Origin of the sequence: Micromonospora haikouensis, assembly GCF_900091595.1 — a bacterium.
Taxonomy (GTDB): Bacteria; Actinomycetota; Actinomycetes; order Mycobacteriales; family Micromonosporaceae; genus Micromonospora; species Micromonospora haikouensis.
Map to the genome: position 1 here is coordinate 196,793 of NZ_FMCW01000007.1, position 22,172 is coordinate 218,964.

Annotated in this window: 17 protein-coding genes and 1 pseudogene; 12 read left to right on the forward strand and 6 right to left on the reverse strand. The window is 74.9% G+C overall.

Translation table 11 applies throughout. The features are described 5' to 3' along the window. The first annotated feature begins 43 nt into the window (after positions 1-43). Together GA0070558_RS09490 and GA0070558_RS09495 are read left to right on the forward strand one after the other, a co-directional pair. Positions 44-1,378 (forward strand): SWIM zinc finger family protein, encoded by a 1,335-nt coding sequence (locus tag GA0070558_RS09490; RefSeq protein ID WP_091277754.1) that lies wholly within the window; start codon positions 44-46, stop codon positions 1,376-1,378. Continuing rightward, the gene (locus tag GA0070558_RS09495) at positions 1,375-4,026 is read left to right on the forward strand and encodes a DUF6493 family protein (RefSeq protein WP_256091842.1); all 2,652 of its coding nucleotides are present in this window, start codon (positions 1,375-1,377) and stop codon (positions 4,024-4,026) included. The genes GA0070558_RS09490 and GA0070558_RS09495 overlap by 4 nt, the downstream gene beginning before the upstream one ends. Positions 4,027-4,179: 153 nt before the next feature. On the opposite strand, the gene GA0070558_RS09500 is transcribed toward GA0070558_RS09495, so the two are convergent. Next, the gene (locus GA0070558_RS09500) at positions 4,180-4,983 is read right to left on the reverse strand and encodes an IclR family transcriptional regulator domain-containing protein (RefSeq protein ID WP_091277756.1); all 804 of its coding nucleotides are present in this window, start codon (positions 4,981-4,983) and stop codon (positions 4,180-4,182) included. A gap of 245 nt (positions 4,984-5,228) precedes the next feature. Between GA0070558_RS09500 and GA0070558_RS09510 the strand changes: the two genes are divergently transcribed. The 3 genes and pseudogenes from GA0070558_RS09510 to GA0070558_RS09520 all read left to right on the forward strand — a co-directional run bounded on the left by GA0070558_RS09510 (position 5,229) and on the right by GA0070558_RS09520 (position 6,835). Continuing rightward, positions 5,229-5,861, forward strand: a complete 633-nt coding sequence (locus GA0070558_RS09510) for a CoA transferase (RefSeq protein ID WP_256091843.1) — start codon at positions 5,229-5,231, stop codon at positions 5,859-5,861. 154 nt (positions 5,862-6,015) lie between these two features. Beyond that, positions 6,016-6,465: pseudogene (locus GA0070558_RS09515) on the forward strand (DODA-type extradiol aromatic ring-opening family dioxygenase); the annotation flags it as partial. 130 nt (positions 6,466-6,595) lie between these two features. Next, a complete protein-coding gene (locus GA0070558_RS09520; RefSeq protein ID WP_256091844.1) occupies positions 6,596-6,835 on the forward strand; it encodes a hypothetical protein in 240 nt (79 codons plus the stop codon). A 22-nt stretch (positions 6,836-6,857) separates the two neighbouring features. Here the strand turns inward: GA0070558_RS09520 and GA0070558_RS09525 are convergent, their stop codons facing one another. Together GA0070558_RS09525 and GA0070558_RS09530 are read right to left on the reverse strand one after the other, a co-directional pair. Further along, entirely contained in the window at positions 6,858-8,312 is a 1,455-nt protein-coding gene (locus GA0070558_RS09525) for a family 43 glycosylhydrolase (RefSeq protein WP_256091845.1), read from the reverse strand. A 22-nt stretch (positions 8,313-8,334) separates the two neighbouring features. After that, positions 8,335-10,302, reverse strand: a complete 1,968-nt coding sequence (locus tag GA0070558_RS09530; protein ID WP_256091846.1) for an alpha-L-arabinofuranosidase family protein — start codon at positions 10,300-10,302, stop codon at positions 8,335-8,337. A 1,072-nt stretch (positions 10,303-11,374) separates the two neighbouring features. Here GA0070558_RS09530 and kdpF point away from each other — a divergent pair. From kdpF to GA0070558_RS09560, 6 genes are all read left to right on the forward strand, one after another. Beyond that, positions 11,375-11,464, forward strand: coding sequence for a K(+)-transporting ATPase subunit F (kdpF, locus tag GA0070558_RS09535; protein WP_091277762.1), 90 nt, complete (start codon positions 11,375-11,377; stop codon positions 11,462-11,464). After that, positions 11,464-13,119 carry a potassium-transporting ATPase subunit KdpA gene (kdpA, locus tag GA0070558_RS09540; protein ID WP_091277764.1) on the forward strand — a complete coding sequence of 552 codons (1,656 nt, stop codon included), beginning with the start codon at positions 11,464-11,466 and terminating at the stop codon, positions 13,117-13,119. Before kdpF ends, kdpA begins: the two co-directional genes overlap by 1 nt. Before the next feature lie 20 nt (positions 13,120-13,139). Beyond that, on the forward strand, positions 13,140-15,335 hold the full coding sequence (gene kdpB, locus GA0070558_RS09545; RefSeq protein ID WP_091277766.1) for a potassium-transporting ATPase subunit KdpB: 2,196 nt from the start codon (positions 13,140-13,142) through the stop codon (positions 15,333-15,335). Next, on the forward strand, positions 15,335-16,216 hold the full coding sequence (locus GA0070558_RS09550) for a potassium-transporting ATPase subunit C (RefSeq protein WP_091277767.1): 882 nt from the start codon (positions 15,335-15,337) through the stop codon (positions 16,214-16,216). The genes kdpB and GA0070558_RS09550 overlap by 1 nt, the downstream gene beginning before the upstream one ends. A gap of 92 nt (positions 16,217-16,308) precedes the next feature. Continuing rightward, positions 16,309-18,942, forward strand: coding sequence for a sensor histidine kinase (locus tag GA0070558_RS09555; protein WP_091277771.1), 2,634 nt, complete (start codon positions 16,309-16,311; stop codon positions 18,940-18,942). After that, positions 18,939-19,625, forward strand: a complete 687-nt coding sequence (locus GA0070558_RS09560; RefSeq protein WP_091277774.1) for a response regulator — start codon at positions 18,939-18,941, stop codon at positions 19,623-19,625. The genes GA0070558_RS09555 and GA0070558_RS09560 overlap by 4 nt, the downstream gene beginning before the upstream one ends. Positions 19,626-19,646: 21 nt before the next feature. Here the strand turns inward: GA0070558_RS09560 and GA0070558_RS09565 are convergent, their stop codons facing one another. From GA0070558_RS09565 to GA0070558_RS09575, 3 genes are read right to left on the reverse strand one after another with little or no spacing between them, the layout of a single operon-like run. Further along, on the reverse strand, positions 19,647-20,291 hold the full coding sequence (locus GA0070558_RS09565) for a hypothetical protein (RefSeq protein WP_091277776.1): 645 nt from the start codon (positions 20,289-20,291) through the stop codon (positions 19,647-19,649). Positions 20,292-20,329: 38 nt separating this feature from the next. Continuing rightward, positions 20,330-20,710 carry a YccF domain-containing protein gene (locus tag GA0070558_RS09570; protein WP_043963476.1) on the reverse strand — a complete coding sequence of 127 codons (381 nt, stop codon included), beginning with the start codon at positions 20,708-20,710 and terminating at the stop codon, positions 20,330-20,332. A gap of 48 nt (positions 20,711-20,758) precedes the next feature. Beyond that, positions 20,759-21,493 carry a DUF2470 domain-containing protein gene (locus tag GA0070558_RS09575; protein WP_091277778.1) on the reverse strand — a complete coding sequence of 245 codons (735 nt, stop codon included), beginning with the start codon at positions 21,491-21,493 and terminating at the stop codon, positions 20,759-20,761. A 46-nt stretch (positions 21,494-21,539) separates the two neighbouring features. Between GA0070558_RS09575 and rpsD the strand changes: the two genes are divergently transcribed. Next, complete coding sequence (gene rpsD, locus GA0070558_RS09580) at positions 21,540-22,148, forward strand: 30S ribosomal protein S4 (protein ID WP_091277780.1); 609 nt, start codon at positions 21,540-21,542, stop codon at positions 22,146-22,148. The last annotated feature ends 24 nt before the right edge of the window (positions 22,149-22,172 follow it).

Below are 22,172 nucleotides of genomic sequence, written 5' to 3' on the forward strand. Positions count from 1 at the left end.
GGCCGGGGCGCGGTGTCGGGGGGATCTTGTACCCTCCGGGCCCGTGAGCGCCCAACAGACGTACAGGTACCTCGGATCCTCCGCCCTGAGCCGGTCCGGCCTCGCCCTGTCCACCAGCGGCGGGCCCGCCCCGAACCCCCGCTTCTTCAGCGGCTTCCTCACCACGCCGCAGGCCGCCGCCGTCGGGCTGCTCGCGGTCGCCGAGGTCGCCCGCACCCGCTACTTCCGGCCGGTGAGCCCGGCCAGCCTCGACCCGGTGGTCACCGGCAGCCGCGACCGGCTGCGCTTCGAGTCGTTCTCCGGCTGCTGCGGCGTCTACGCCCGCCTGGACGCCCTGCCCGACGGGCTCGACGGCGACGTGCTGGAGCACGGCACCACCAACGTGGACGTCAACAACCCGCTGCGCGAGGCGCTGTCGCGCGTCGGCGGCCTCGACCCGCTGCGCCTGTCCGTCGGCCCCGACGACCTCACCGTGGAGACGATGGACGGCGCGGTCGTGGAGAAGAAGGTGCCCCTGCCGCAGCGGTGGCTGCGCGGCTTCGCCGAGGTGCAGGTGCTCGCCGCCGGGTTCGAGCCGCGCGCCCAGCTCCCGGCGGCCGAGGCGGCGACGTTCCTGCGCCGGCTGCCCACCGCCGGGGACCGGTCGGTGCTCTGGGCCGTGCCCGCCGGGCGGAGCCTGCGGCTGACCTCCCGGCCCGTGGCCGGCGCGGTCTGCCTGGCCGGCGCGGGCCGGCTCGCCGCCCTGCGCGGCCTGCTGCGCCACGCCCGCACCCTGACCGTCTACGGTCCGACCGTCGCGCCCGGCGCCGGGGCGCTGCCCAGCACCTGGGAGCTGGACACCGGGGCGCTGCGGCTGTCGCTGACCCTGTCGCCGGAGCCCTACCGGGGCTTCTCCGGCGAGGGCGCCGCGCTGGCCGCCCTCGCCGGCGACGACGTCGCCGACGACGCCGAGCTGGTCTCGGCCCTGTTGGCCTGGGACCCGACGATCGACGTGGACGCCCTGGCGAGCGCCGCCGGCCTCGACGCCACCCGGGTGCGGGGCGCCCTCGCCCAGCTCGGCACCGCGGGACGGGTCGGCTACGACGTCGCCGAGGCGGCGTACTTCCACCGCGTCATGCCCTACGACGCGGGCCGGGCCGAGCGCGACAACCCCCGCCTGGTGGGCGCGCGGGCGCTGGTCGAGTCCGGCGCCGTCGACGCGGACGACGCCGGGGCCACCGTCCGCAGCGCAGACCAGGTCTACCGGGTGCGGCGGCTCGCCGACGACGCGTACACCTGCACCTGCCCCTGGTGGGCCAAGCACCGCGGCCAGCGCGGGCCGTGCAAGCACGCGCTGGCCACCCGGATGGCCGGCTCCGTCGCGCGGGAGGCGGTGTGAAGTCCACGGTCCGGCGTCGGTGGGAGCTGGCGGCTGGCGGCAGCAGCGACCTGTTCGACCTCGTCGACGCCGGGTCGGCCGACCTCGTCGCCGCCGCCCTGACCGGGCTGCCCGAGCAGCGCCGCCGCGCCGTCGGCGGCGAGCTGACCGAGTGGTTCAAGACGCGCCGGTCCACCTTCTGGGGCAGCGCCAAGGGCACCGCCCTGGCCGTCGCCGTGGTTGGCTGCCTGCCCACCGCCGCCCAGGCCGCCGCGATCCTCACCCGCCGCTCCGTCACCGTCGACGGCGACCGGGCGGCCCGGCTCGTCCGCGTCGTCGCCGCCGAGCGGGGCATCGACTGGCTGCCCGAGCTGGCCCGCCGGCTGGCCGACAGGCTGGCCCGCGACGCCTGGATCGGGCACTGGCGGTTCGCCGCCGGGCTGCTGCCCGCCGACGCCGCGCCGCCGACGGGGGAGCGCTTCGTCGAGCTGTGGGTGCAGTCGCTGGCCACCCCCGACCGCCGCCGCGGCGCGCCCGTGCCGCTGCTCGACCGGCTACGCAACGACCCGCTGCTGCCCGCGCTGCTGCCCCGGCTGTTCGAGATCGACGGCATCGGCGCGCCCATGATTTTCGACGAGGTCCACACCGACTGGGAGAGCCGGCACCGCCACGTCCTGCCCACCGCGCTGGCGCGGCTCGCCGCCGACGGGGTCGTCGACCGGGCGGCCCTGCTCGACGGCGCGCTCGGCCGGCTGCTGCGCGGCGACCGCCCGGCCGCGCTGCGCGCGTTCACCGTCCTGCTGCACGAGCTAGCGCCCAGCGCGCAGGAGGTCGCCGCCCGCGCCACCGACTACCTGCGCCTGCTCGCCGACGCACCGGCCCCCGTCGCCGTCATGGCGCAGAAGGCCCTGCGCGCCCTGCCCGACCCGGAGCCGGAGGCCGTGCTCGCGGCCTCCCGCGAGGTCCTGCTGCGCCCCGACAAGGCGCTGGTGCGCGGCCAGCTCGCCTGGCTCGACCGGCTCGCCCGCCGGCACCCGGACCGGGCGGCCCAGATCGCCGAGGTGATCGCCGTCGCCGCCGGGCACCCCGCCGTCGACGTGCGCGACCGGGCGGCGGCCCTGGCGGCCCGGCACGGCCCCGCCCCGGCGGTCGGCGGTCCCGTCCCGGCCGGCGGCGACACCGCGCCGGCGGTCGCCGTCGCGCGCGGCGACGACCTGCCCCACCCCGGCCCGCCCGCGCCCGCGCCGGCCCCGATCACCGACCTCGACGAACTCACCGAGGAGGTCGCCGCGCTCGTCGGCACCGAACACCGCGGCGAGCCCTTCGACCGGATCCTCGACGGGCTGGTCCGTCTCGCCCCGACCGACGGCCCGCGGCTGCGCGCCGCGCTCGACCCGGTCCTCGCCCGCCGGCACTGGGCCTGGGCCGCCGAGCACCAATGGGACCCGTGCTGCCTGTGCGGCCTCGTCAGCGACCTGCTGGAGACCGCCGGCGAGCCCCGCCCGGCCGTCCCGCAGCGCGGTCGGTGGGCCGCGCTGCTCGCCGCCGTGCGACGCACCGGCCCGCAGGGGCCGCCGCGCGAGCTGGTCGTCACCGATCCCCGGGTGCCCGCGCCGCACGCGCTGCTGCGCGCCCGCCTCGCCGAGGTCGGCCACCACCTCGGCGAGCCCGGCCACGCCGGCCTGCTCGCCGCCCCCACCTCGGCCAACGGCGCGCTCGACCCGCTGGCCCTGCTGGAGCGGCTCACGGCGCTCGGCGAGCGCCAGCCCTGGCGGTGGGACCTCACCCAGGCGCTGCTGCGGCTGCCCCCCGGCGTCGACGACACCCTCGCCGGCAAGGCGGAGGCGCTGCGCACCCCGGCCGGCGACCGGCTCGCCGCCTGGCTGCGCGCCGGCGGGCTGCCCGACCCGGTCGCCCGGATCATCCCGCTCGCCCGCCGCCCCCGCAAGGTCGGCTACGACTGGCAGCACGACCAGCTCCCGCCCCGGCGGATCGCGGTCGAGCTGCGCCCGCCGGCCGGCTACCCCGACCCGTACGGGCTGCTGACCGTCGACCCGCCGCCGATGGAGACGGACCACGCCACCTGGGCGCGGATGTGGCCGTCGGTGCTGCCGCACCACCTCGGCGTCGTCGCCGCGTACGTGCTGCCGCAGGTGACCGCCGCCGCGGACCTGGACCGGCGCGACGGCGCGCTGGCGCTGCCCCTGCTCGCCGAGTGCGGCGGTGCCGGCGGGCCCGCCGTCGACGTGGCCCTGGCCTACGGGCTCGGCGCGCGCCACGGCGCCGACCGGGTCGCCGCGCTCGACGCCCTGCTCGGCCTGGCCGCCACCGGCCGGCTCGACGCCGCCGGGGTGGGCGCGCGGCTCGGCGACCTGGTCGCGGGCAACCTGGTGAAGCTGACCCGCGCCGTCGAGCCGCTGCGCGACGCGGCGGGGGCGGGCGCGCCGCTGAGCGTGTGGCGGCTGACGGCCGCGGCGCTGCCCCCGCTGCTCGCCGCGGCGACCCCGCCCCGGGGCCTGCCCGACCTGCTGACCCTGGCCGCAGAGACGGCCACGGCCACCGGGGTGCGCGTCGAGGTGCCGGGGCTGGCCGAGGTGGCCGGCCGGCGCGGGACGAGCCGGGTGGTGACCGAGGCGCGCCGCCTGCACCGGGCGCTCACCGCCGGTTGACGGGGCTCACCGCCGGTTGACGGGCGGCCCGGCCCGGCCCGGCGCGTGCTGCCGCCGGTCGGGCAGCGCGGTCGACCCCAGCCGACGCGGGGCTGTCCGGCGTCGGGCTCGGTCGCCCGGCCGAAGCCGGTGCCGGGCCTGGCCTGGGGGCGCTCAGCCCGGGGCGGGCGCGGCCAGCGGGACGCTGTCGCGCAGCGCCCAGTCTCGGCTGATGTCGGCGGCGGTGCGCAGCAGGCGCGGCAGGTGCTCGTCGACAAGGGTCTCCACGGTGGTGTCGGCCGCGTGCACGGTCACGTTCAGCGCGGCGACGATGCGGCCGTCGCCGTTGTGCACGCCGGTGGCCACGGAGCGGATGCCGGGGGCGAGGTCCTGGTCGGCGAGCGCCCAGCCCTTGGCCCGCACGTCGCGCAGCGCCCGGTCCAGCTCGGCGCGGTCCGGCTGCCACCGGGAGACGACCCCGGAGCGGCCCGGCTCGGCCAGCGCCCGGTCGAGGCCGGCGGGGTCGAGCGCGGCGAGCAGGACCTTGCCCATCGACGTGGCGGGGGCGGGGAAGCGGGTGCCGATGGTCACCGCCAGGGTGACGATCTTCGGTACGGCGACCCGCGCGACGTAGACGATGTCGCCGCCGTCGAGCTGGGCCATCGAGGTGGACTCGCCGGTCTGCGCGACGAGCCGCTGCATGTGCGGCCGGGCGACGTCCCACATGGTCAGCGAGTTGATGTAGGACATGCCGAGCTCCAGCACCCGGGGGGTCAGCGCGTACCCCCGGTCGGCGACCCGGACGTAGCCGAGCTCCTCCAGGGTGAGCAGGATGCGGCGGACGGTGGGCCGGGCCAGGCCGGTGACGCCCGCGACCTCGCTGAGCGTCATCACCGCCTGGCCCGGCCGGAAGCAGCGCAGCACGTCGAGCCCGCGGGCCAGGGCCTCGATGAAGTCCGGTCCCGCCTCGCGTGCCATCGGGCTCCCTCCGTCCGTGCTCGACCGGCCGCCCGGGCGGTCACCCGGGCGGCAGGCTCATGCTTCCACTGGGCCGAGCCGGCGTCCCACTCGGTGTACGTGTACGGGTTGTCGAGCACCGCCGTGGCCGGGATGTCGGGGTTCATGCCCCTGCGCCAGGCCTCCTCGCTCATGGCGTCCATCAGGTACGACACCGTCGCCTCGACCCCGCGCCCGACGGCCCGCCCTACCGGGCCGGCATCTCCGTGTTCGACGTGATGGCCGGCCTGCACGCCAGCATCGGCATCCTCGCCGCCCTGCACCACCGCGACCGCACCGGCACCGGCCAGCACGTCGAGGTCAACCTGCTCTCCTCGGCCCTGTCCGGCCTGGTCAACCACAGCAGCGGGTACGTCGCCGGCGGCACCGTGCCGTTCCGGATGGGCAACGCCCACCCGAGCCTGTTCCCCTACGAGCCGCTGCCCACCGCCGACGGCGAGCTCATCGTCATCGCCGGCAACGACGGGCAGTTCCGCAAGCTGTGCCAGGTGCTCGACCTGCCCGACCTGCCCGACGACCCCCGCTTCGGCCGCAACCAGGACCGCACCGCCCACCGCGAGGCCCTGCGCCCGATCCTCGTCGAGCGGCTGGCCCGGCGCACCAAGGACGAGTGGTTCCGCGACCTGCTCGCCGCCGGGGTGCCCTGCGCCCCGATCAACACCATCGACGGCGGGGTCGCCCTGGCCGAGGAGCTCGGCCTCGACCCCGTGGTCACCGTCGGCGACGTGCCCGGCGTCCGCAACCCGATCACCTTCTCCGACACCCCGGCCCGGTACGAGCTGCCGCCGCCGGGTCTCGACGAGCACGGCGAGGAGATCCGCGCATGGCTGACCAGCTGAGCTTCCCCACCTCCCTCGGCACCTCCGACCCGACCACGATCCGGCTGCTCGGCCACGACCTCGCCGCCGAAACATGCCGCAGTTCCTCGTCGGCAAGGCCCCGTTCTACGACGCGAACTGGCACAACGAGGAACGCGAGTTCGGGCTGCCGCGGATGCTGCTCACGGGCCAGGAGGACCTGTCCGGGCACATCCTGCGCGCCGGCCTCGACGCCGGCTTCGACCTGGCGTTCAGCAACGAGCTGCGCATCGACCACAGCATCACCTGCCCGATCGTCACGCTGCGCCCCGAGGCCGACCTGCCGATCGTGCCGATCTACACCAACATCTTCGCCCCGCCGCTGCCGCAGCCGAAGCGCTTCGTGCAGCTCGGCCAGGCCATCCGCGAGATCGTCGAGTCGTGGCCGTCGCACCTGCGGGTGGCGATCATCGGCACCGGCCACCTGTCGCTGGAGCTCGGCGGGCCCCGCCAGTCCGGCCCGCACGGCCCCGACCCCGAGTTCGACCGCCGGGCCGTGGAGTGGATCGCCAACGGCGACCTCGACGGCTGCCTGTCGGAGGTGACCCTCGACAGCCTGCACGCCCCCGGCAACGCCACCCACGGGTTCATGGACTTCATGCTCATGATGGGCGTCGCGGGCGCGGGCGCGAAGGCCCACCACGTCGACACCCTCGACCTGTTCCACACCATGGAGGCCTACTTCACCTGGTACCCGAGCCGAGCGGGCCAACGCCGTGCTCAACTGCCACACCGGCGAGGCCAGCACCTGGCTGCGGTTCACCCCGGCCGAGCGGGCCGCCCTGATCGCCCACGACCACGTCGCGCTGTTCCAGCTGGGCGCCCACCCGTTCCTCACCCTGACGCTGTTCATCGCCATGTTCGAACGGGACAACACCGAGCCGCTGGAGTACCAGAAGGCGTACGCCGCCCGGCTGGCCCACTTCGACCTGCCGTACCCGGACATCGCGACCTGACCGAGCCACCGCCACGCGCCGGTCAGCTCAGCAGGAACGTCGTCCGGTTCCCGGCCGCCGGCCCGACGATCAGCCGGCCCCGGTCGTGCCGCAGGTACGCGGTGGCGTCACCGGCGAGCTGGAGGGAGATCCCGCCACCGTCGCGGGGGACCCGACGGAAGCTCGCCGAGGTCGCCTCGGGGCTGCCGGCCGCCACCGGGACGATCTGGACGGTCCCGTCGACGACGCGGACGTACCGGTCGGGGAAGTTGACCGACCGCAGCGACTCGGTGCCCGCGCCGGCCAGCCCCGGCACGAACCGGAACTGGGTGTCGGCCAGCTCGCGCACGCCGGAGTCGACCCGCAGCACGTACTCCCAGTGCCGCACGTACGCGGTGCGGGCGTCGGCGGGGGACAGGCGCACGATCGGGCCGCCCTCGCCCACGGGCACCCCGAACAGCGGCGAGCCGTCGCCGTGCCAGTACAGCCGCTGCACCCGGGTGTGCCGGTTGGGGTCGTAGAGCGGGTCGCCGGTGATGTCGCGGTAGTCGCGGGCGTGGTAGACGAGCACGTCGGTCACCCCGTCCTCGGCGACGGTGAACGAGTTGTGCCCCGGGCCGTACCGCCGGGTCTGCTCCCAGGTGGCGAAGACCGGGTCGGGGGTCTTCACCCACGACCGGTTGTCCAGCAGGTTCGCGCCCGCGTCGGCGCTCAGCAGGCCCATGCAGTAGCGGGCGTCGGTGGCGCTGGCGGAGAAGGTCAGGAACACCCGCCCGTTGCGTACGAGCACCGCCGGGCCCTCGTTGACCGCGAAGCCCTGCGTCTCCCACGCCCGCGTCGGGGTGGCGATGCGCACCGGCTTGGTGCGGATGGACCACGGCGTGTTCATCTCGGCGATGTACAGGCTGGTGTTGACCGCGATCTCCGGCTCGGCCTGCGCCCACACCAGGTAGCGCCGCCCGGCGTGCGCGAAGGTGGTCGCGTCGAGGGAGAAGTCGTCCCACTCCGTGGCGATCTGGCCGCGCAGCGTCCACCCGGCGGGGTCGCGCGGGTCGGCCAGCCCCGACTCCAGCACGTACATCCGGATGCGGAACACGTTGTCGGAGTCGCCGGCGGCGAAGTAGACGTACCACCGCCCGTCGATGCGGTGCAGCTCCGGTGCCCAGATGTGCCCGGCCATCCGTCCGCTGGCGGGCCGCCGCCAGATCACGGACTCGGCCGCGGTGGCCAGGCCGGCGATGGTGGACGCGCCCCGCACGACGATCCGGTCGTACTCCGGCACGGAGCCGGTGAAGTAGTACGTCCCGGCGACCGGCCGGGTGATGAACGGGTCGGCGCGCTGGGTGATCAGCGGGTCGACGGTGGTGACGCCGTAGACCTCGGCGTCGGTGCGGGCCACGCCCGGCCGGGGGCCGGCGGTGGCCGCGGAGGACAGCCCGGCGACCATGCCGGTCGCCGCCACGCCCAGCCCGCCGCGCAGCAGGACACGTCGGCTCATCGGGTACGTCATCGTGGCTACCTCACTTGGTCCGGATGCGCAGGAAGGTGACGGAGTTCGGCGCGAAGGTGCGGGTGAACGTGCCGGCGATGCCGCCGACGGTCCGGGTTACCGGCTGGATCGGCTCGGCCGAGCGGGTGTTCTGTTCGCCCGGGTCGCCGGTGATCACGGTCATCCGGGCCCGGTCGTGCACCCGCAGCCCGCCCAGGTCCACCCGGGTCACGGCGGGCCTGTCCTGGGCGTTGACCACCTTCACGATCAGCTCGCCGGTGGCGTCGTCGCGGGTGACGACCTGAGTGAACGTGCGGGTGACCCGGTCGTCGGTGAAGCTGGCCCACTCCTGGCCGTCGAGGAACAGGGTGACCTTCGTGCCGCGCACCTGCACCCGCACGTCGTACGTGGTGCCGGTGGTGATCCGGTTCGGCTTGGCGAGCAGGGTCTCCTTGGCCCCGTTGGTGGCCTTCTCCACCGCGCCCTGGGTGTTGTTCCAGCCGCCGAGGTTCCACCAGTAGAAGTTGCCGGAGTCCTTCACCCCGAACGCGATGAGGAAGCCCTCCGCGCCGGCGTTCTTGCGGGCCCTGAGCGTCAGGTCGTAGTCGCTGGCCGTGACGTCGGCGGCCCTGACCAGGGTGTCCTGCGCGCCGGTGTCCGACTGGGTGTACGCGCCGTCGATCACCGACCAGGCGCCCCGGTTCGCCAGCGGCGTCCAGGCGCCCGCCCCGGCGGAGAAGTCGTCGGCGAAGAGCACGGTGCCGTCGGGGGCGGTCACCCGCACGTCGTCGTACGTGGCCGAGGTGGCCCAGGTCGACAGGCCGATCGCGCCGGTGATCGGCGCCGGCGCCGTGGACGGGCCGGTGACCCGGCTCGGCACGGTCCGGTCGCCGACGTTGTTCATGAAAAGCTTCTGCACCTGGTAGCTGGTGGAGCCCCACGACTCGTCGTTGTCGAACCAGATCAGGTCGGGCCGCCACTGGACGTTGTCCACGTTGGCCAGCAGTGGCGCGTACGAGGCCATCCGCACCACGTCGGCGTTGCGTTCCAGGCCGGTCAGGTACGACGCCTCGGCCAGCGAGTTGGCCAGCTTGTTGCCCTGCGAGGCGTACTCGCCGAGGAAGACCTTCGGGCCGGCGCGGTCGTAGGAGTCGTAGCGGGTGTTGTTCTGCAGGAACCACGCCGGGCTGTTGTAGTAGTGCTCGTCGACCATGGCGACGCCGGCGTCGCGGTTGAGCTGCCAGAGCCGGTCGAAGGTGCCGCCGGCGTCGTCGGGGCCGGAGTTGCCGATCACGGTGATCCCCGGGTGCGCCGCCTCGATCGCCGCGCGGAACCTCTGGAAGTTGGCGAAGTACGCGTCCGGCAGGTTCTCCTCGTTGCCGACGGCGAGGTGGGTCAGGCCGAACGGCCTGGGGTGCCCCATCGAGGCGCGCAGGCGGCCCCAGGTGGAGCTGGTCGGGCCGTTGGCGAACTCGATCAGGTCGAGGGTGTCGGCGATGTGGCGTTGCAGCAGCGCCTCGTCGACGGTCGCCTGGTTCTGGCCGCAACCGGTGACCAGGGCGGGCACGACGGGCAGCGGCATCGCGCCGATGTCCTCGGCGAACTGGAAGTACTCGTAGTAGCCCAGGCCGTAGGACTGGTTGTAGCCCCAGAAGTTGGCGTTGGTGGCGCGGGTCTCGACCGGGCCGACCGTGTCCTTCCACTGGTAGGAGCGGGCCCGGGGCCAGTTCGAGGCGGCGTCGTAGCCGGACATGCTGCCGGTGTTGACCAGGCAGCCGCCGGGGAAGCGGACGAAGCCGGGCTTCAGCGCCGCGATCTTCTCGGCGAGGTCGCGGCGCAGGCCGTTCGGGCGCTGGCGGAAGGTGTCGCGGGGGAACAGCGAGACCATGTCCAGCCGCAGGACGCCGGTGCCGCCCGCGCGCACGGACAGCCGGCCGGCGTCGGTGGTGCGGGTCGCCTTCAGCGTCCCGGTGTACCGCGTCCAGCCGTCGCCGCGCACGGCACGCCTCAGGGGCGCGGCGAGCGGCCGGCCCGCGGCGTCGTGCAGGGTGACGGTCAGGGGGGGTCCCGGCGGCGGCGTCGGTGCGGGCCCACACCGAGAAGTCGTACGCGCCGCCGGCGCGCAGCGCGATCCCGGTGTTGTAGCCCGCGTTCGTCACGCCGTACCGGCCGTCGCCGGGGTTGGCGAGGTCGAGGCGCAGGTAGGTGCGGTTGCGCTCGTGCAGCCGGGCGGCGTCGTCCGCCGTGGACGCGGTGCCGACGCCGCCGGCGTCGGCGGTGGACGTCCAGCCGGTCAGCGGCGTGTAGGAGCGGTTGTCGGCCGGGCCGAATTCGAAGGAGCGGTTGCGGACCAGTTCGGCGTGGAACCCGCCGTCGGCGGCGAAGTTGATGTCCTCGAAGAACACCCCGTACATGGAGTCGCTGATCGCGGTGCCGGCGGCGGCCGGGTCGACGGTGATGGTGTATTCGGGCTCGGGGGTCGGCGTCCTGGCCAGGCCGGGCGTGGCGGTGGCGACGGTGGTGGCCACCAGCGCGGCCGCCGCGAGGCCGAGCAGTGGGTGTGGTCGGAACATGTGTGCCTCCTGGACATCGGCACTGCCCCCGGCGTGCCGTGGCCGGGGCCCGACGCGCCGCGCCCCGGTCGGACGGCCCTGCATGTGAGCGCTAACACGGGCGAGTATTGCCGGCCGATGAAAACCGGTCAATAGCCGGGTTACCGGGAAGTACCTCCGGAGCCCCTTCTCGCCCCGCCGATGCGCGTCCCGTCGCGCTGCGGTTGCGGGCGACCACCCGGCGCGTCCGCGTCGGCCCGGTCCCGGCGGGGTGACCGCGCTCACGGCCGCGACCGGTCCGCGTGAAAACGGCGTCAAGAAACGGCCCGTCGCCGTCACGGTCGCGTTATGGCCCCTGTCCCCGGGCCGCGCGGCGGGTTGTGATGGCACGGCGACCGGCCCCGGTCGCGACGACCGTGTCCAGTAGGAGGAACCGACCGTGTCCGACCTGGTGTACGTGCTGGTGACGGCGGCGCTGTTCGCGGCGCTCGCCCTCGTGGTGAGGGGCGTGGAGAAGCTGTGAGCGCCGTCGACGCCGTCGGCTTGGCGCTGGCGATCGGCCTGGGCGTGTTCCTGGTGATCGCCCTGCTGTTCCCGGAGCGGTTCTGATGACCACGACGACAGCCGGCGTGCTGTTCGCACTCTCGCTCGTGGCGGCCCTGGTAGCCGTCCACAAGCCGTTCGGCGACTACCTCTACCGCGTGGTGGCGGGCACCCGGCACGCCCGCGTCGAGCGGGTCGTGTACCGCCTGGTCGGGGTCGACCCGGCGGCCGGGCAGACCTGGGGCGTGTACGCCCGCGCGGTGCTTGCCTTCTCCGCGGTGTCGATCCTGTTCCTGTACGCGTTCCAGCGCGTGCAGAACCACCTGTGGCTGTCCCTCGGCTTCGCCCCGGTGGTGCCGCACGGGGCGTGGAACACCGCGGTGTCGTTCGTGACCAACACGAACTGGCAGTGGTATTCGGGCGAGTCGACCATGGGGCACCTGGTGCAGATGGCCGGGCTGGCGGTGCAGAACTTCGTCTCCGCCGCCGTCGGCATCGCCGTCGCGGTCGCCCTGGTCCGTGGGTTCGCCCGCGGTCGTACGGGCGAACTGGGCAACTTCTGGGTCGACCTGACCCGGATCGCGCTGCGGGTCCTGCTGCCAGTCTCGGTGCTCGGGGCGCTCGTGCTGATGCTCGGCGGCGTGGTGCAGAACCTGTCCGCCGGCACCGACGTCACCACACTCACCGGCGCAGCCCAGACGATCACCGGCGGGCCGGTGGCCAGCCAGGAGGTGATCAAGGAACTGGGCACCAACGGCGGCGGCTTCTACAACGTCAACAGCGCCCACCCCTTCGAGAACCCGACGGCCTGGACGAACTGGCTGGAGATCTTCCTGCTCCTGGCGATCCCGTTCAGCCTGCCCCGGGTGTTCGGCCGGATGGTCGGCCAGAACCGGCAGGGATACGCCATCGCCGCGGTCATGGCGATCCTGGCGGTGGCGAGCATCGCCCTGACCAACGTCTTCGAGCTGGCCGGCCACGGCACGGTGCCGCAGGCGGTCGGGGCCGCGCTGGAGGGCAAGGAGGTGCGCTTCGGGGTGTCGGACTCAGCGACCTTCGCCGCGGCGACGACGCTCACCTCCACCGGCGCGGTGAACTCGTTCCACGACTCGTACACGGCCCTGGGCGGGATGATGCCGCTGGTCAACATGATGCTCGGCGAGGTGGCTCCCGGGGGTGTCGGCTCCGGCCTCTACGGGATGCTGGTCCTCGCGGTGATCACCGTCTTCGTGGCCGGCCTGATGGTCGGCCGGACCCCGGAGTACGTGGGCAAGAAGATCGGCGCGCGGGAGATCAAGCTCGCGTCGCTGTTCTTCCTGGTCACCCCGGCGCTGGTGCTGGCCGGGACGGCCGCGGCGTTCGCCACCGGCAACAACTCCACGGCCCTGAACGCCGGCCCGCACGGCCTGTCCGAGGTGCTGTACGCGGTCACCTCGGCGAGCAACAACAACGGCTCCGCGTTCGCCGGCATCACGGTCGGCACCCCGTGGTGGAACACCGCCCTGGGCCTGTGCATGCTCCTGGGCCGGTTCCTGCCGATCATCTTCGTGCTCGCCCTGGCCGGCTCCCTGGCCCGCCAGGTGCCCACCCCCGCCACCGGGGGAACCCTGCCGACCCACCGGCCGCTGTTCGTCGGGATGGTCGTCGGCGTCACGGTGCTCCTGGTCGCGCTGACCTTCCTGCCCGCGCTCGCGCTCGGTCCCCTCGCCGAGGGGCTGTGACCACTGTGAGAGAGAAGGACATGACAACGTCCACGCCGGCACCGCACGGCACCGCCGACGCGGGGACAGCCGGCACGCCCGCCACCCGGGGCAACCCGGCCGGCGGCGGCCTGCTCGACCCGGGGCAGCTCCTGGCCGCCCTGCCGGACGCGCTGCGCAAGCTCGACCCGCGCACCCTGTGGCACAACCCGGTGATGCTGATCGTGGCGATCGGCGCGGCCTTCACCACCGTTCTCGCCGCGACCGACCCCTCGGTCTTCGCCTGGGCCATCACCGGCTGGCTCTGGCTCACCGTCGTCTTCGCCAACCTCGCCGAGGCGGTCGCCGAGGGGCGCGGCAAGGCACAGGCCGCCACCCTGCGCCGGGCCAAGCAGGAAACCATCGCCACCCGGCTGGTCGGCTGGACCCCGGGCGCGCCCGCCAACACCTACCGGGACGAGGCGGTGCCCGCGCCAGAGCTGCGGCAGGGCGACGTCGTGCTCATCTGCGCCGGCGGGATCATCCCCGGCGACGGGGACGTCGTCGAGGGCATCGCCAGCGTCGACGAGTCGGCCATCACCGGCGAGTCCGCCCCCGTCATCCGAGAGTCCGGTGGCGACCGCAGCGCGGTCACCGGTGGCACCAGGGTGCTCTCCGACCAGGTCGTCGTGCGGATCACCCAGCGGCCGGGGGAGAGCTTCATCGACCGGATGATCGCCCTGGTCGAGGGCGCGAACCGGCAGAAGACGCCGAACGAGATCGCGCTCAACATCCTGCTCGCCGCGCTCACCGTCATCTTCCTGCTGGCCGTGGTCACGCTCCAGCCCCTCGCCGTCTTCTCGAAGGGCTACCAGGGCGCGGCACCGGACACCGGCGCGATCACCGACGCCGGCGTCAGCGGCGTGGTCCTGGTGGCGCTGCTGGTCTGCCTCATCCCCACCACCATCGGCGCGCTGCTCTCGGCGATCGGCATCGCCGGCATGGACCGTCTGGTGCAGCGCAACGTGCTGGCCATGAGCGGCCGGGCCGTCGAGGCCGCCGGTGACGTGAACACCCTGCTGCTGGACAAGACCGGCACCATCACCCTCGGCAACCGGCAGGCGGCCGAGTTCCTGCCCGTCGAGGGGGTCACCGCCGCCGAGCTGGCCGACGCGGCCCAACTGTCCAGCCTCGCCGACGAAACCCCCGAGGGCCGGTCCGTGGTCGTCCTCGCCAAGAACGACTTCGGGCTGCGGGAGCGGGAACCGGGCCTCGTGCCACACGCCGCGTTCGTGCCGTTCACCGCCCAGACCCGGATGAGCGGCGTCGACCTCACCCCGGACGGCGACGCCGGCCCCGCCCGGCGGGTCCGCAAGGGCGCGGCGGCAGCCGTGCTGAAGTGGGTCCGTGAGCACGGCGGCCACCCCACCGAGCAGGTCGGCCAGGTGGTCGACGAGATCAGCGGGCTCGGCGGCACCCCGCTCGTGGTGGCCGAGCACGTCCAGGGCGAACCGGCGCGGGCGCTCGGCGTGATCCACCTCAAGGACGTGGTCAAGTCGGGCATGCGGGAACGCTTCGACGAGATGCGCCGGATGGGCATCCGCACCGTCATGATCACGGGCGACAACCCGCGCACCGCGAAGGCGATCGCGGACGAGGCCGGCGTCGACGACTTCCTCGCCGAGGCCACGCCGGAGGACAAGCTCCACCTGATCAAGCGGGAGCAGGAGGGCGGCCGGCTGGTCGCGATGACCGGCGACGGCACCAACGACGCACCCGCCCTCGCCCAGGCCGACGTCGGGGTGGCCATGAACACCGGCACGTCGGCGGCGAAGGAGGCCGGCAACATGGTCGACCTCGACTCCGACCCGACCAAGCTCATCGAGATCGTCGAGATCGGCAAGCAACTCCTCATCACCCGGGGCGCCCTGACCACCTTCTCCATCGCCAACGACATCGCGAAGTACTTCGCGATCATCCCGGCCATGTTCGCCGGCATCCACCCGGGCCTGGACACGCTGAACGTCATGCGGCTGGCCAGCCCGGAGTCCGCGATCCTCTCGGCCGTCGTCTTCAACGCGATCGTCATCGTCGCGCTCATCCCACTGGCCCTGCGCGGCGTGCGGTACCGGCCGGCGGCGGCGGCGACACTGCTGCGCCGCAACCTGCTGGTCTACGGCCTCGGCGGCATCGTCGTGCCGTTCATCGGCATCAAGCTCATCGACCTGCTCGTCCAGCTCGTCCCGGGGATCTCGTGATGCGTCTACCCACCTGGCTCGCCCAACACCTGGCCGCCCTGCGCGCCCTGCTCGTCTTCACCGCCCTGCTCGGCCTCGCGTACCCGCTCGCCCTGGTCGCCGCAGGCCGGCTGCCCGGCCTCGACGCCCGCGCCGACGGCTCGCTCGTCACCGCCGACGGCCGCACCGTCGGCAGCGCGCTCTTCGGCCAGGCGTTCACCGACGCCGACGGCGACCCCGTTCCGCGCTACTTCCAGTCCCGCCCCTCGGCGGCCGGCGACGGCTATGACCCCACCTCCACCGCGGCGAGCAACCTCGGCCCGGAAAGCGTCGTGGACACCCTCGCCGCCGACCCCGCCGAATCGACGCCGAGCCTGCTCACCCAGGTCTGCGCCCGCAGCCGGGCCGTCGGCGCGCTGAACGGGGTGGACGGGCGGCGGCCGTACTGCACCGCCGACGGGGTCGGCGCGGTCCTCGGCGTGTTCCACCGCGACGGGTTCACCGGCCCGGTCACCCGGGTCGTCAGCGTCAACCAGACCGCACCCGCCACCCCGTTCGTGGCGGCCTGGCAGGGCGTCGCGGTGGAGCTGGCGCGGCCCGGCGAGGACTACGTCGCGGCCGGGGCGGTGATCGTCCCCGTGCGCGGCGACGCCCCGGCCGACCCGGCTGTGCCCGCCGACGCGGTCACCGCCGGCGGCAGCGGACTCGACCCGCACATCAGCCCCGCGTACGCCGAACTGCAGGTCGCCCGGGTGGCCCGCGAGCGCGGCGCGGACCCGGCGGCGGTGCGGCGGCTGGTGGCCGAGCACACCACCGGCCGGGTGCTGGGCTTCCTGGGCGAGCCCGGCGTTAACGTGCTGGAGCTGAACCTCGCCCTCGACCGGCGGCTGCCCGCTCGTTGAACCCTCGCCGGGGCGGACCACCGACGACCCGCCCCGGCCGGCCCGCCGACGATTCGCCCCGACCCACGTCGACCCACGGAAGGAGGAGCGCCGTGCCCACCGGAGAGCTGCGCGTCTACCTCGGGGCCGCGCCCGGCGTCGGCAAGACGTACGCGATGCTCGAAGAGGCCCGACGGCGGGCCGCGCGCGGCACCGACGTGGTGATCGGGCTGGTCGAGACCCACGGCCGCCCGCACACCGCCGCCATGATCGGCGACCTCGAACTGGTGCCCCGGCGCGTGCTCACCCACCGGGGCGTGGAGTTCACCGAGCTGGACCTCGACGGCGTGCTGGCCCGCCGCCCCGAGGTCGTCGTCGTCGACGAGCTGGCCCACACGAACGTGCCCGGCTCCCGCCACGACAAGCGCTGGCAGGACGTGCGGGAACTGCTCGACGCCGGCATCACCGTGCTGACCACCGTCAACGTCCAGCACCTCGAGTCGCTCAACGACGTCGTCGCCCGGATCACCGGCACCACCCAGCGCGAGACCGTCCCCGACGCCGTGGTCCGCGCCGCCGAGCAGGTCGAACTCGTCGACATGACCCCGGAGGCGCTGCGCCGGCGGATGGCCCACGGCAACGTCTACGGTCCCGACCGGATCGACGCCGCCCTCGGCAACTACTTCCGGGTCGGCAACCTGACCGCCCTGCGCGAGCTGGCCCTGCTCTGGCTCGCCGACACCGTCGACGACCAGCTCGGTGCCTACCGCGCCCAGCAGGGCATCTCCGACACCTGGGAGGCCCGCGAACGCGTCGTCGTCGCGCTGACCGGCGGGCCGGAGGGGGACACGCTGATCCGCCGCGCCGCCCGGATCGCCGCCCGGGGCCGGGGCGCGGACCTGCTGGCCGTGCACGTCGCCCGCAGCGACGGCCTGGCCGGCGCCGACCCCGCCCGGCTGGCCCGCCAGCGGGTCCTCGTCGAGGGCCTCGGCGGCACCTACCATCAGGTGCTCGGCGCGGACGTCCCGGCCGCGCTGCTCGACTTCGCCCGGGGCGTCAACGCCACCCAGCTCGTGCTCGGCGCGAGCCGGCGGGGCCGCTTCGCCCAGCTGTTCTCCCGGGGGGTCGGCGTCACCACCACCGCCCTGTCCGGGCCGATCGACGTGCACCTGGTCACCCACCCCGAGGCCGGGCGGGGTCGGCGGGCCGCCACCACGCCGGCCGCCCTGTCGCGGCGGCGCAGGCTGCTCGGCTTCGCCCTCGCGGCGCTCGGCATGCCGGCGCTCACCCTGGCGCTGCGCACCCTGCCGGATCTCACCCTCACCAACGACATCCTGCTGTTCCTCGCCGGCGTCGTGGGGGTGGCCCTGGTCGGCGGCCTCTGGCCGGCGCTGGTCGCCGCCCTCGGCGGATCGCTGCTGCTCAACTGGTTCTTCACCCCGCCGTACCGCACGCTGACCATCGCCGAGGCCGACAACCTGTTGGCGCTGGGCGTCTTCGTCGGCGTCGCCGTCGCCGTGAGCTGGGTCGTCGACGTGGCCGCCCGGCGCACCCGGGAGGCCGCCCGGGCCTCCGCCGACGCGCAGACCCTCGCCACCGTGGCCGGCGGCGTGCTGCGCGGTGAGCGTCCGCTGCCGGCCCTGCTGGACCGGCTGCGCGAGACGTTCGCGCTGCGCGCGGTCAGCGTGCTGGAGCTGGTCGCCGAGGCGCGGGGCCGCCCCGACCGGGCCCGCGACCGGGCCGCCTGGCGGGTGGTGGCCAGCGTCGGGGACGCCCCGGCCGGCAGCCCCGACGCCGGGGAGACGGCCGTGCCCGTCGACGACACGCTCACCGTCGTGCTGTCCGGCCGGCGGCTGGAGGCCGCCGACCGGCGCGTCGTCGAGGCGTTCGCCGCCCAGGCCGCCGTCGCGCTGCGGCAGGAACGCCTCGCCGTCGCGGCGGCCGCCGCCGGGCCCCTCGCGGAGGCCGACCGGATGCGCACCGCGCTGCTCGCCGCGGTCAGCCACGACCTGCGTACGCCCCTGGCGTCGGCGAAGGCGGCGGTGAGCAGCCTGCGCAGCCCCGACGTCGAGTTCGACGCCGACGACCGCGAGGAGCTGCTCGCCACCGCCGACGAGTCCCTCGACCGGCTGGGTCGCCTGGTGGCGAACCTGCTGGACATGAGCCGGTTGCAGGCTGGCGCGCTCGGCGTCACCGCCACCGCGGTCGGGCTGGAGGACGTGGTGCCCCGGGCACTGGACGAGCTCGGCCCGGCCGCCGCCGACGTCGGCACCGACCTCCCCGCGGACCTGCCCGCCGCGTTGGCCGACCCCGGGCTGCTGGAACGCGTGCTGGTCAACGTCGTCGCCAACGCCCTGCGGCACAGCCCGCCCGGCCGGCCGCCCACCGTCGCCGCCAGCGCCCACGCCGGCCAGGTCGAGCTGCGGGTGGTCGACACCGGCCCCGGCATCCCGGCCGACCAGTGGGAGCACGTCTTCCTGCCGTTCCAGCGCCTCGGCGACCGGGACAACCAGACCGGGGTGGGCCTCGGCCTCGCCCTGTCCCGCGGCCTCGTCGAGGCCATGGGTGGCACCATCACCCCCGAGACCACCCCCGGCGGAGGGCTGACCATGGTGCTGCGCCTGCCCGCCGCCGGTCCGCCGGGCCGCCCCGGTCCGCCGGAGGCGGGGGAGCCGCACGGGCCGCCGGAGGCGGGGGAGCGGCACGGGCCGCAAGCGCAGCGGGAGCCGGAGGGGCCGCAGGAATGAGCCGCATCCTCGTCGTCGACGACGAACCCCAGATCCTGCGCGCCCTGCGGATCAACCTGCGCGCCCGCGGCTACGAGGTGCGGGTCGCCGAGACCGGCACGGCCGCGTTGAAGGCCGCCGCCGCGCACCCGCCGGACCTGGTGGTGCTGGACCTCGGGCTGCCCGACCTCGACGGCGTGGAGGTGATCCGGGGCCTGCGCGGGTGGACGAGCGTGCCGATCATCGTGCTGTCGGGCCGGGCCGGCAGCGAGGACAAGGTCGCCGCCCTCGACGCGGGTGCCGACGACTACGTCACCAAACCCTTCGGCGTCGACGAACTGCTCGCCCGCATCCGCGCCGTCACCCGCCGGCTCGCCGCGCCGTCGGCGGACGGCGCGACCCCGGCCCCCCGGGTGGGGCGGCACACGGTCGACCTGGTCGACCGCACCGTCACCCGCGACGACGGCGCGCCGGTGCGGCTCACCCCCACCCAGTGGGCCGTGCTCGACAAGCTGCTGCGCCATCCCGGTAAGCTGGTCAGCCAGCGGCAGCTGCTGCACGACGTGTGGGGCCCGGAATACCAGAACGAGACCAACTATCTGCGGCAGTACATGGCCCAACTGCGGCGCAAGCTGGAGGACGACCCGGCCCGGCCCCGGCACCTGATCACCGAGCCGGGCATGGGCTACCGCTACCGCCCCTGATCCGGGGCCCGACGCCGCAGGTCATCCCCGAACCGTCGGCTCGGCGGCCTCGCGTTCCCACGGCGCCGGACCCCGCACGCCTGCCCCGAGCAGGCGGCCGTGGTTCCACCAGTCGTCCTCGGCGGCGGGGAGCTGGTCCAGCACCAGCCGGGCGGGCGGGAACGGTCGGCCGGCGCGCAGCTGCGCCAGGTCGGTCAGGTGCCGCCGGGCGGCGGCGGGATCGCCGGGCTGGTCCAGGGCGGCCAGCCCGGCGCGCAGGGTGTCGTAGAACTCCCGCTCGTCGACCAGCACGGCGATCTCGTAAGGATCGACGGTGACGAACCGGCCCGGCATGGCCGCCACGCCCGCGCGCAGCAGCGCGGCGTGCTCGTGCAGCGGCCCCTCCGCGGCGAAGATCCGGGCCAGGGCCGGCAGCGCGGCGTCGAGCTGGTCGAGGGCCCGCCGGCGGGGCGCGATCGGGGCGGTGACCGCCACGTCGCCCTCGTCCTCGTCGTCGGACGGGAACGTGGCCGTCACCAGGTCACCCGGCCGGAACATGGCCAGCCACAGCAGCGGCACGGCCGCCACGTCCTCGGCGAGGACCTGCTCCGCGACGCCCGGGGCCCCCGCCCAGGCGGGGCAGATGCCGTCGTGGTCGGTGACGAAGAGGTACGAGAGGTTGGCCATGCCAGGGAACGTACCGGCCGGCACCGACAGCCGGCGGGCTACGGCGCGTCGACGACCTCCCGCCCCAGGGGCCAGAACGCGGCGGGGACGAGCTTGAAGTTGGCGATCCCGAACGGGATGCCGATGATCGTGACGCAGAGGGCGACGCCGGCGACGATGTGGGACAGGGCCAGCCACCAGCCGGCGAGCACCACCCACAGCACGTTGGCCAGCCCGGAGCCGACGCCCGCGCCCGGCTTGGGCACCACCGTCCGGCCGAACGGCCACAGGGAGTAGCTGGCCAGGCGCAGCGACGCGACGCCGAACGGGATCGTGACGACCAGCACGAAGCAGATCAGCGCCGCGATCCCGTATCCGACGGCCAGCACGATCCCGCCACCGAAGACGAGCCACAACACGTTCAGCAGAAAGCGAATCACCCTTCGAGCATGACCGACGCCCGCCACCAGCCGGTCGGGCGCGGGCCCTCAGCGCCCGGCGCGGGACACGCGGCGCGGTGGCCGGCCGAGCAGCGCGTCGATGCGCGCGCCGAGCTGGTCCGGGTCGCGCATCGGCCGGGCGAAGGGCAGCCGTACGTCGTGCGGACGCGCGGCGGACCCGGCGGGGGACTGCACCCGCAGGACGATGCCGGCGCGGTCCAGCCGCAGCAGGTGGATCCGGGCGCCGTCCTGCCGCAGCCGCGCGGGGAGCAGCCCGGTGAGCTGCTCCACGGTGCGGGCGTCGGCGTCGAGGCGGCGCAGCAGCTCCGTCTCGGCGGGGGCGATCGGGTCGGGCCGGGCCGTGGCGAACGCGTCCGGGTCGACCGGGGCGGTGCCGTCGGTGTCGGTGATCCCGGCCGTGGCGAGGTGCAGCACCGCGACGAGGTCGGGCCGTCGGCCGCGCAGTCCCTCGACGGTCAGCCAGCCGGTGAGGGCCGCCCGGCCGCGCACCCGGTCCGGCATCGGGATCGGGGCGAGGTCCACCACGTGGACGACGGCGGGCAGGTCCCCCTCCCGGGCCAGCTCGTGGGCCGCGCCGGAGTCGGCCGGCACCTCGACGCGGAGCCGGCCGTCGGGGCCGACGCGGTGCCGGCCGGTGAGCTCGGCCCGGTGCGTCGGGGTCAGCAGCGTCACCGAGTCGGCGGCCACGAGCAGGGTACGCAGCCGCTCGGCCGGTGTGCCGGCGGCCACCGCGACGGCGGCCGGGGGGATGTTGCCCGACATCTGCACCTCCTATTAGGTTAGCCTTACCTTACCTGAGAGGCAGATTATGAATCAGTCCCGCCCCAAGGCCAAGCGGTCGCGTCGACTCGGCATCGCCCTGACCCCCAAGTGCGTGCGGTACGTCGAGCGCCGCCCGTTCCCGCCCGGAGACCACGGCCGGGCCCGGACCAAGGACAGCGACTACAAGGTCCGGCTGCTGGAGAAGCAGCGCCTCAAGGCGCAGTACGACCTGCGGGAGGGGCAGCTGCGGCGCGCGTTCGACCGGGCGGCGCGCCGGCCGGGCAAGACCGGCGAGGAGCTCGTGGTCGACCTGGAGACCCGGCTCGACGCCCTCGTGCTGCGCGCGGGGTTCGCCCGCACCATCTACCAGGCGCGGCAGCTCGTCACCCACCAGCACCTGACCGTCAACGGCCGGCGGGTGGACCGCCCGTCGGCGCGGCTGCGCCCCGGCGACGAGATCGCGGTGGCCGCGCGCAGCCGGGGCAAGGCGCCGTTCCTGCTCGCCGCCGCGGGAGCGCACGCCCCGCACCGGCCCGCGCCGTACCTCGACGTCGACCTGGCGGGTCTCGCCGCCCGGCTCACCCGGCTGCCCCGGCGGGCCGAGGTGCCGGTGGTCTGCGAGGAGCAGCTCGTCGTCGAGTACTACTCCCGCTGACCGGCGCGTGCCGGCCCGCCGGCG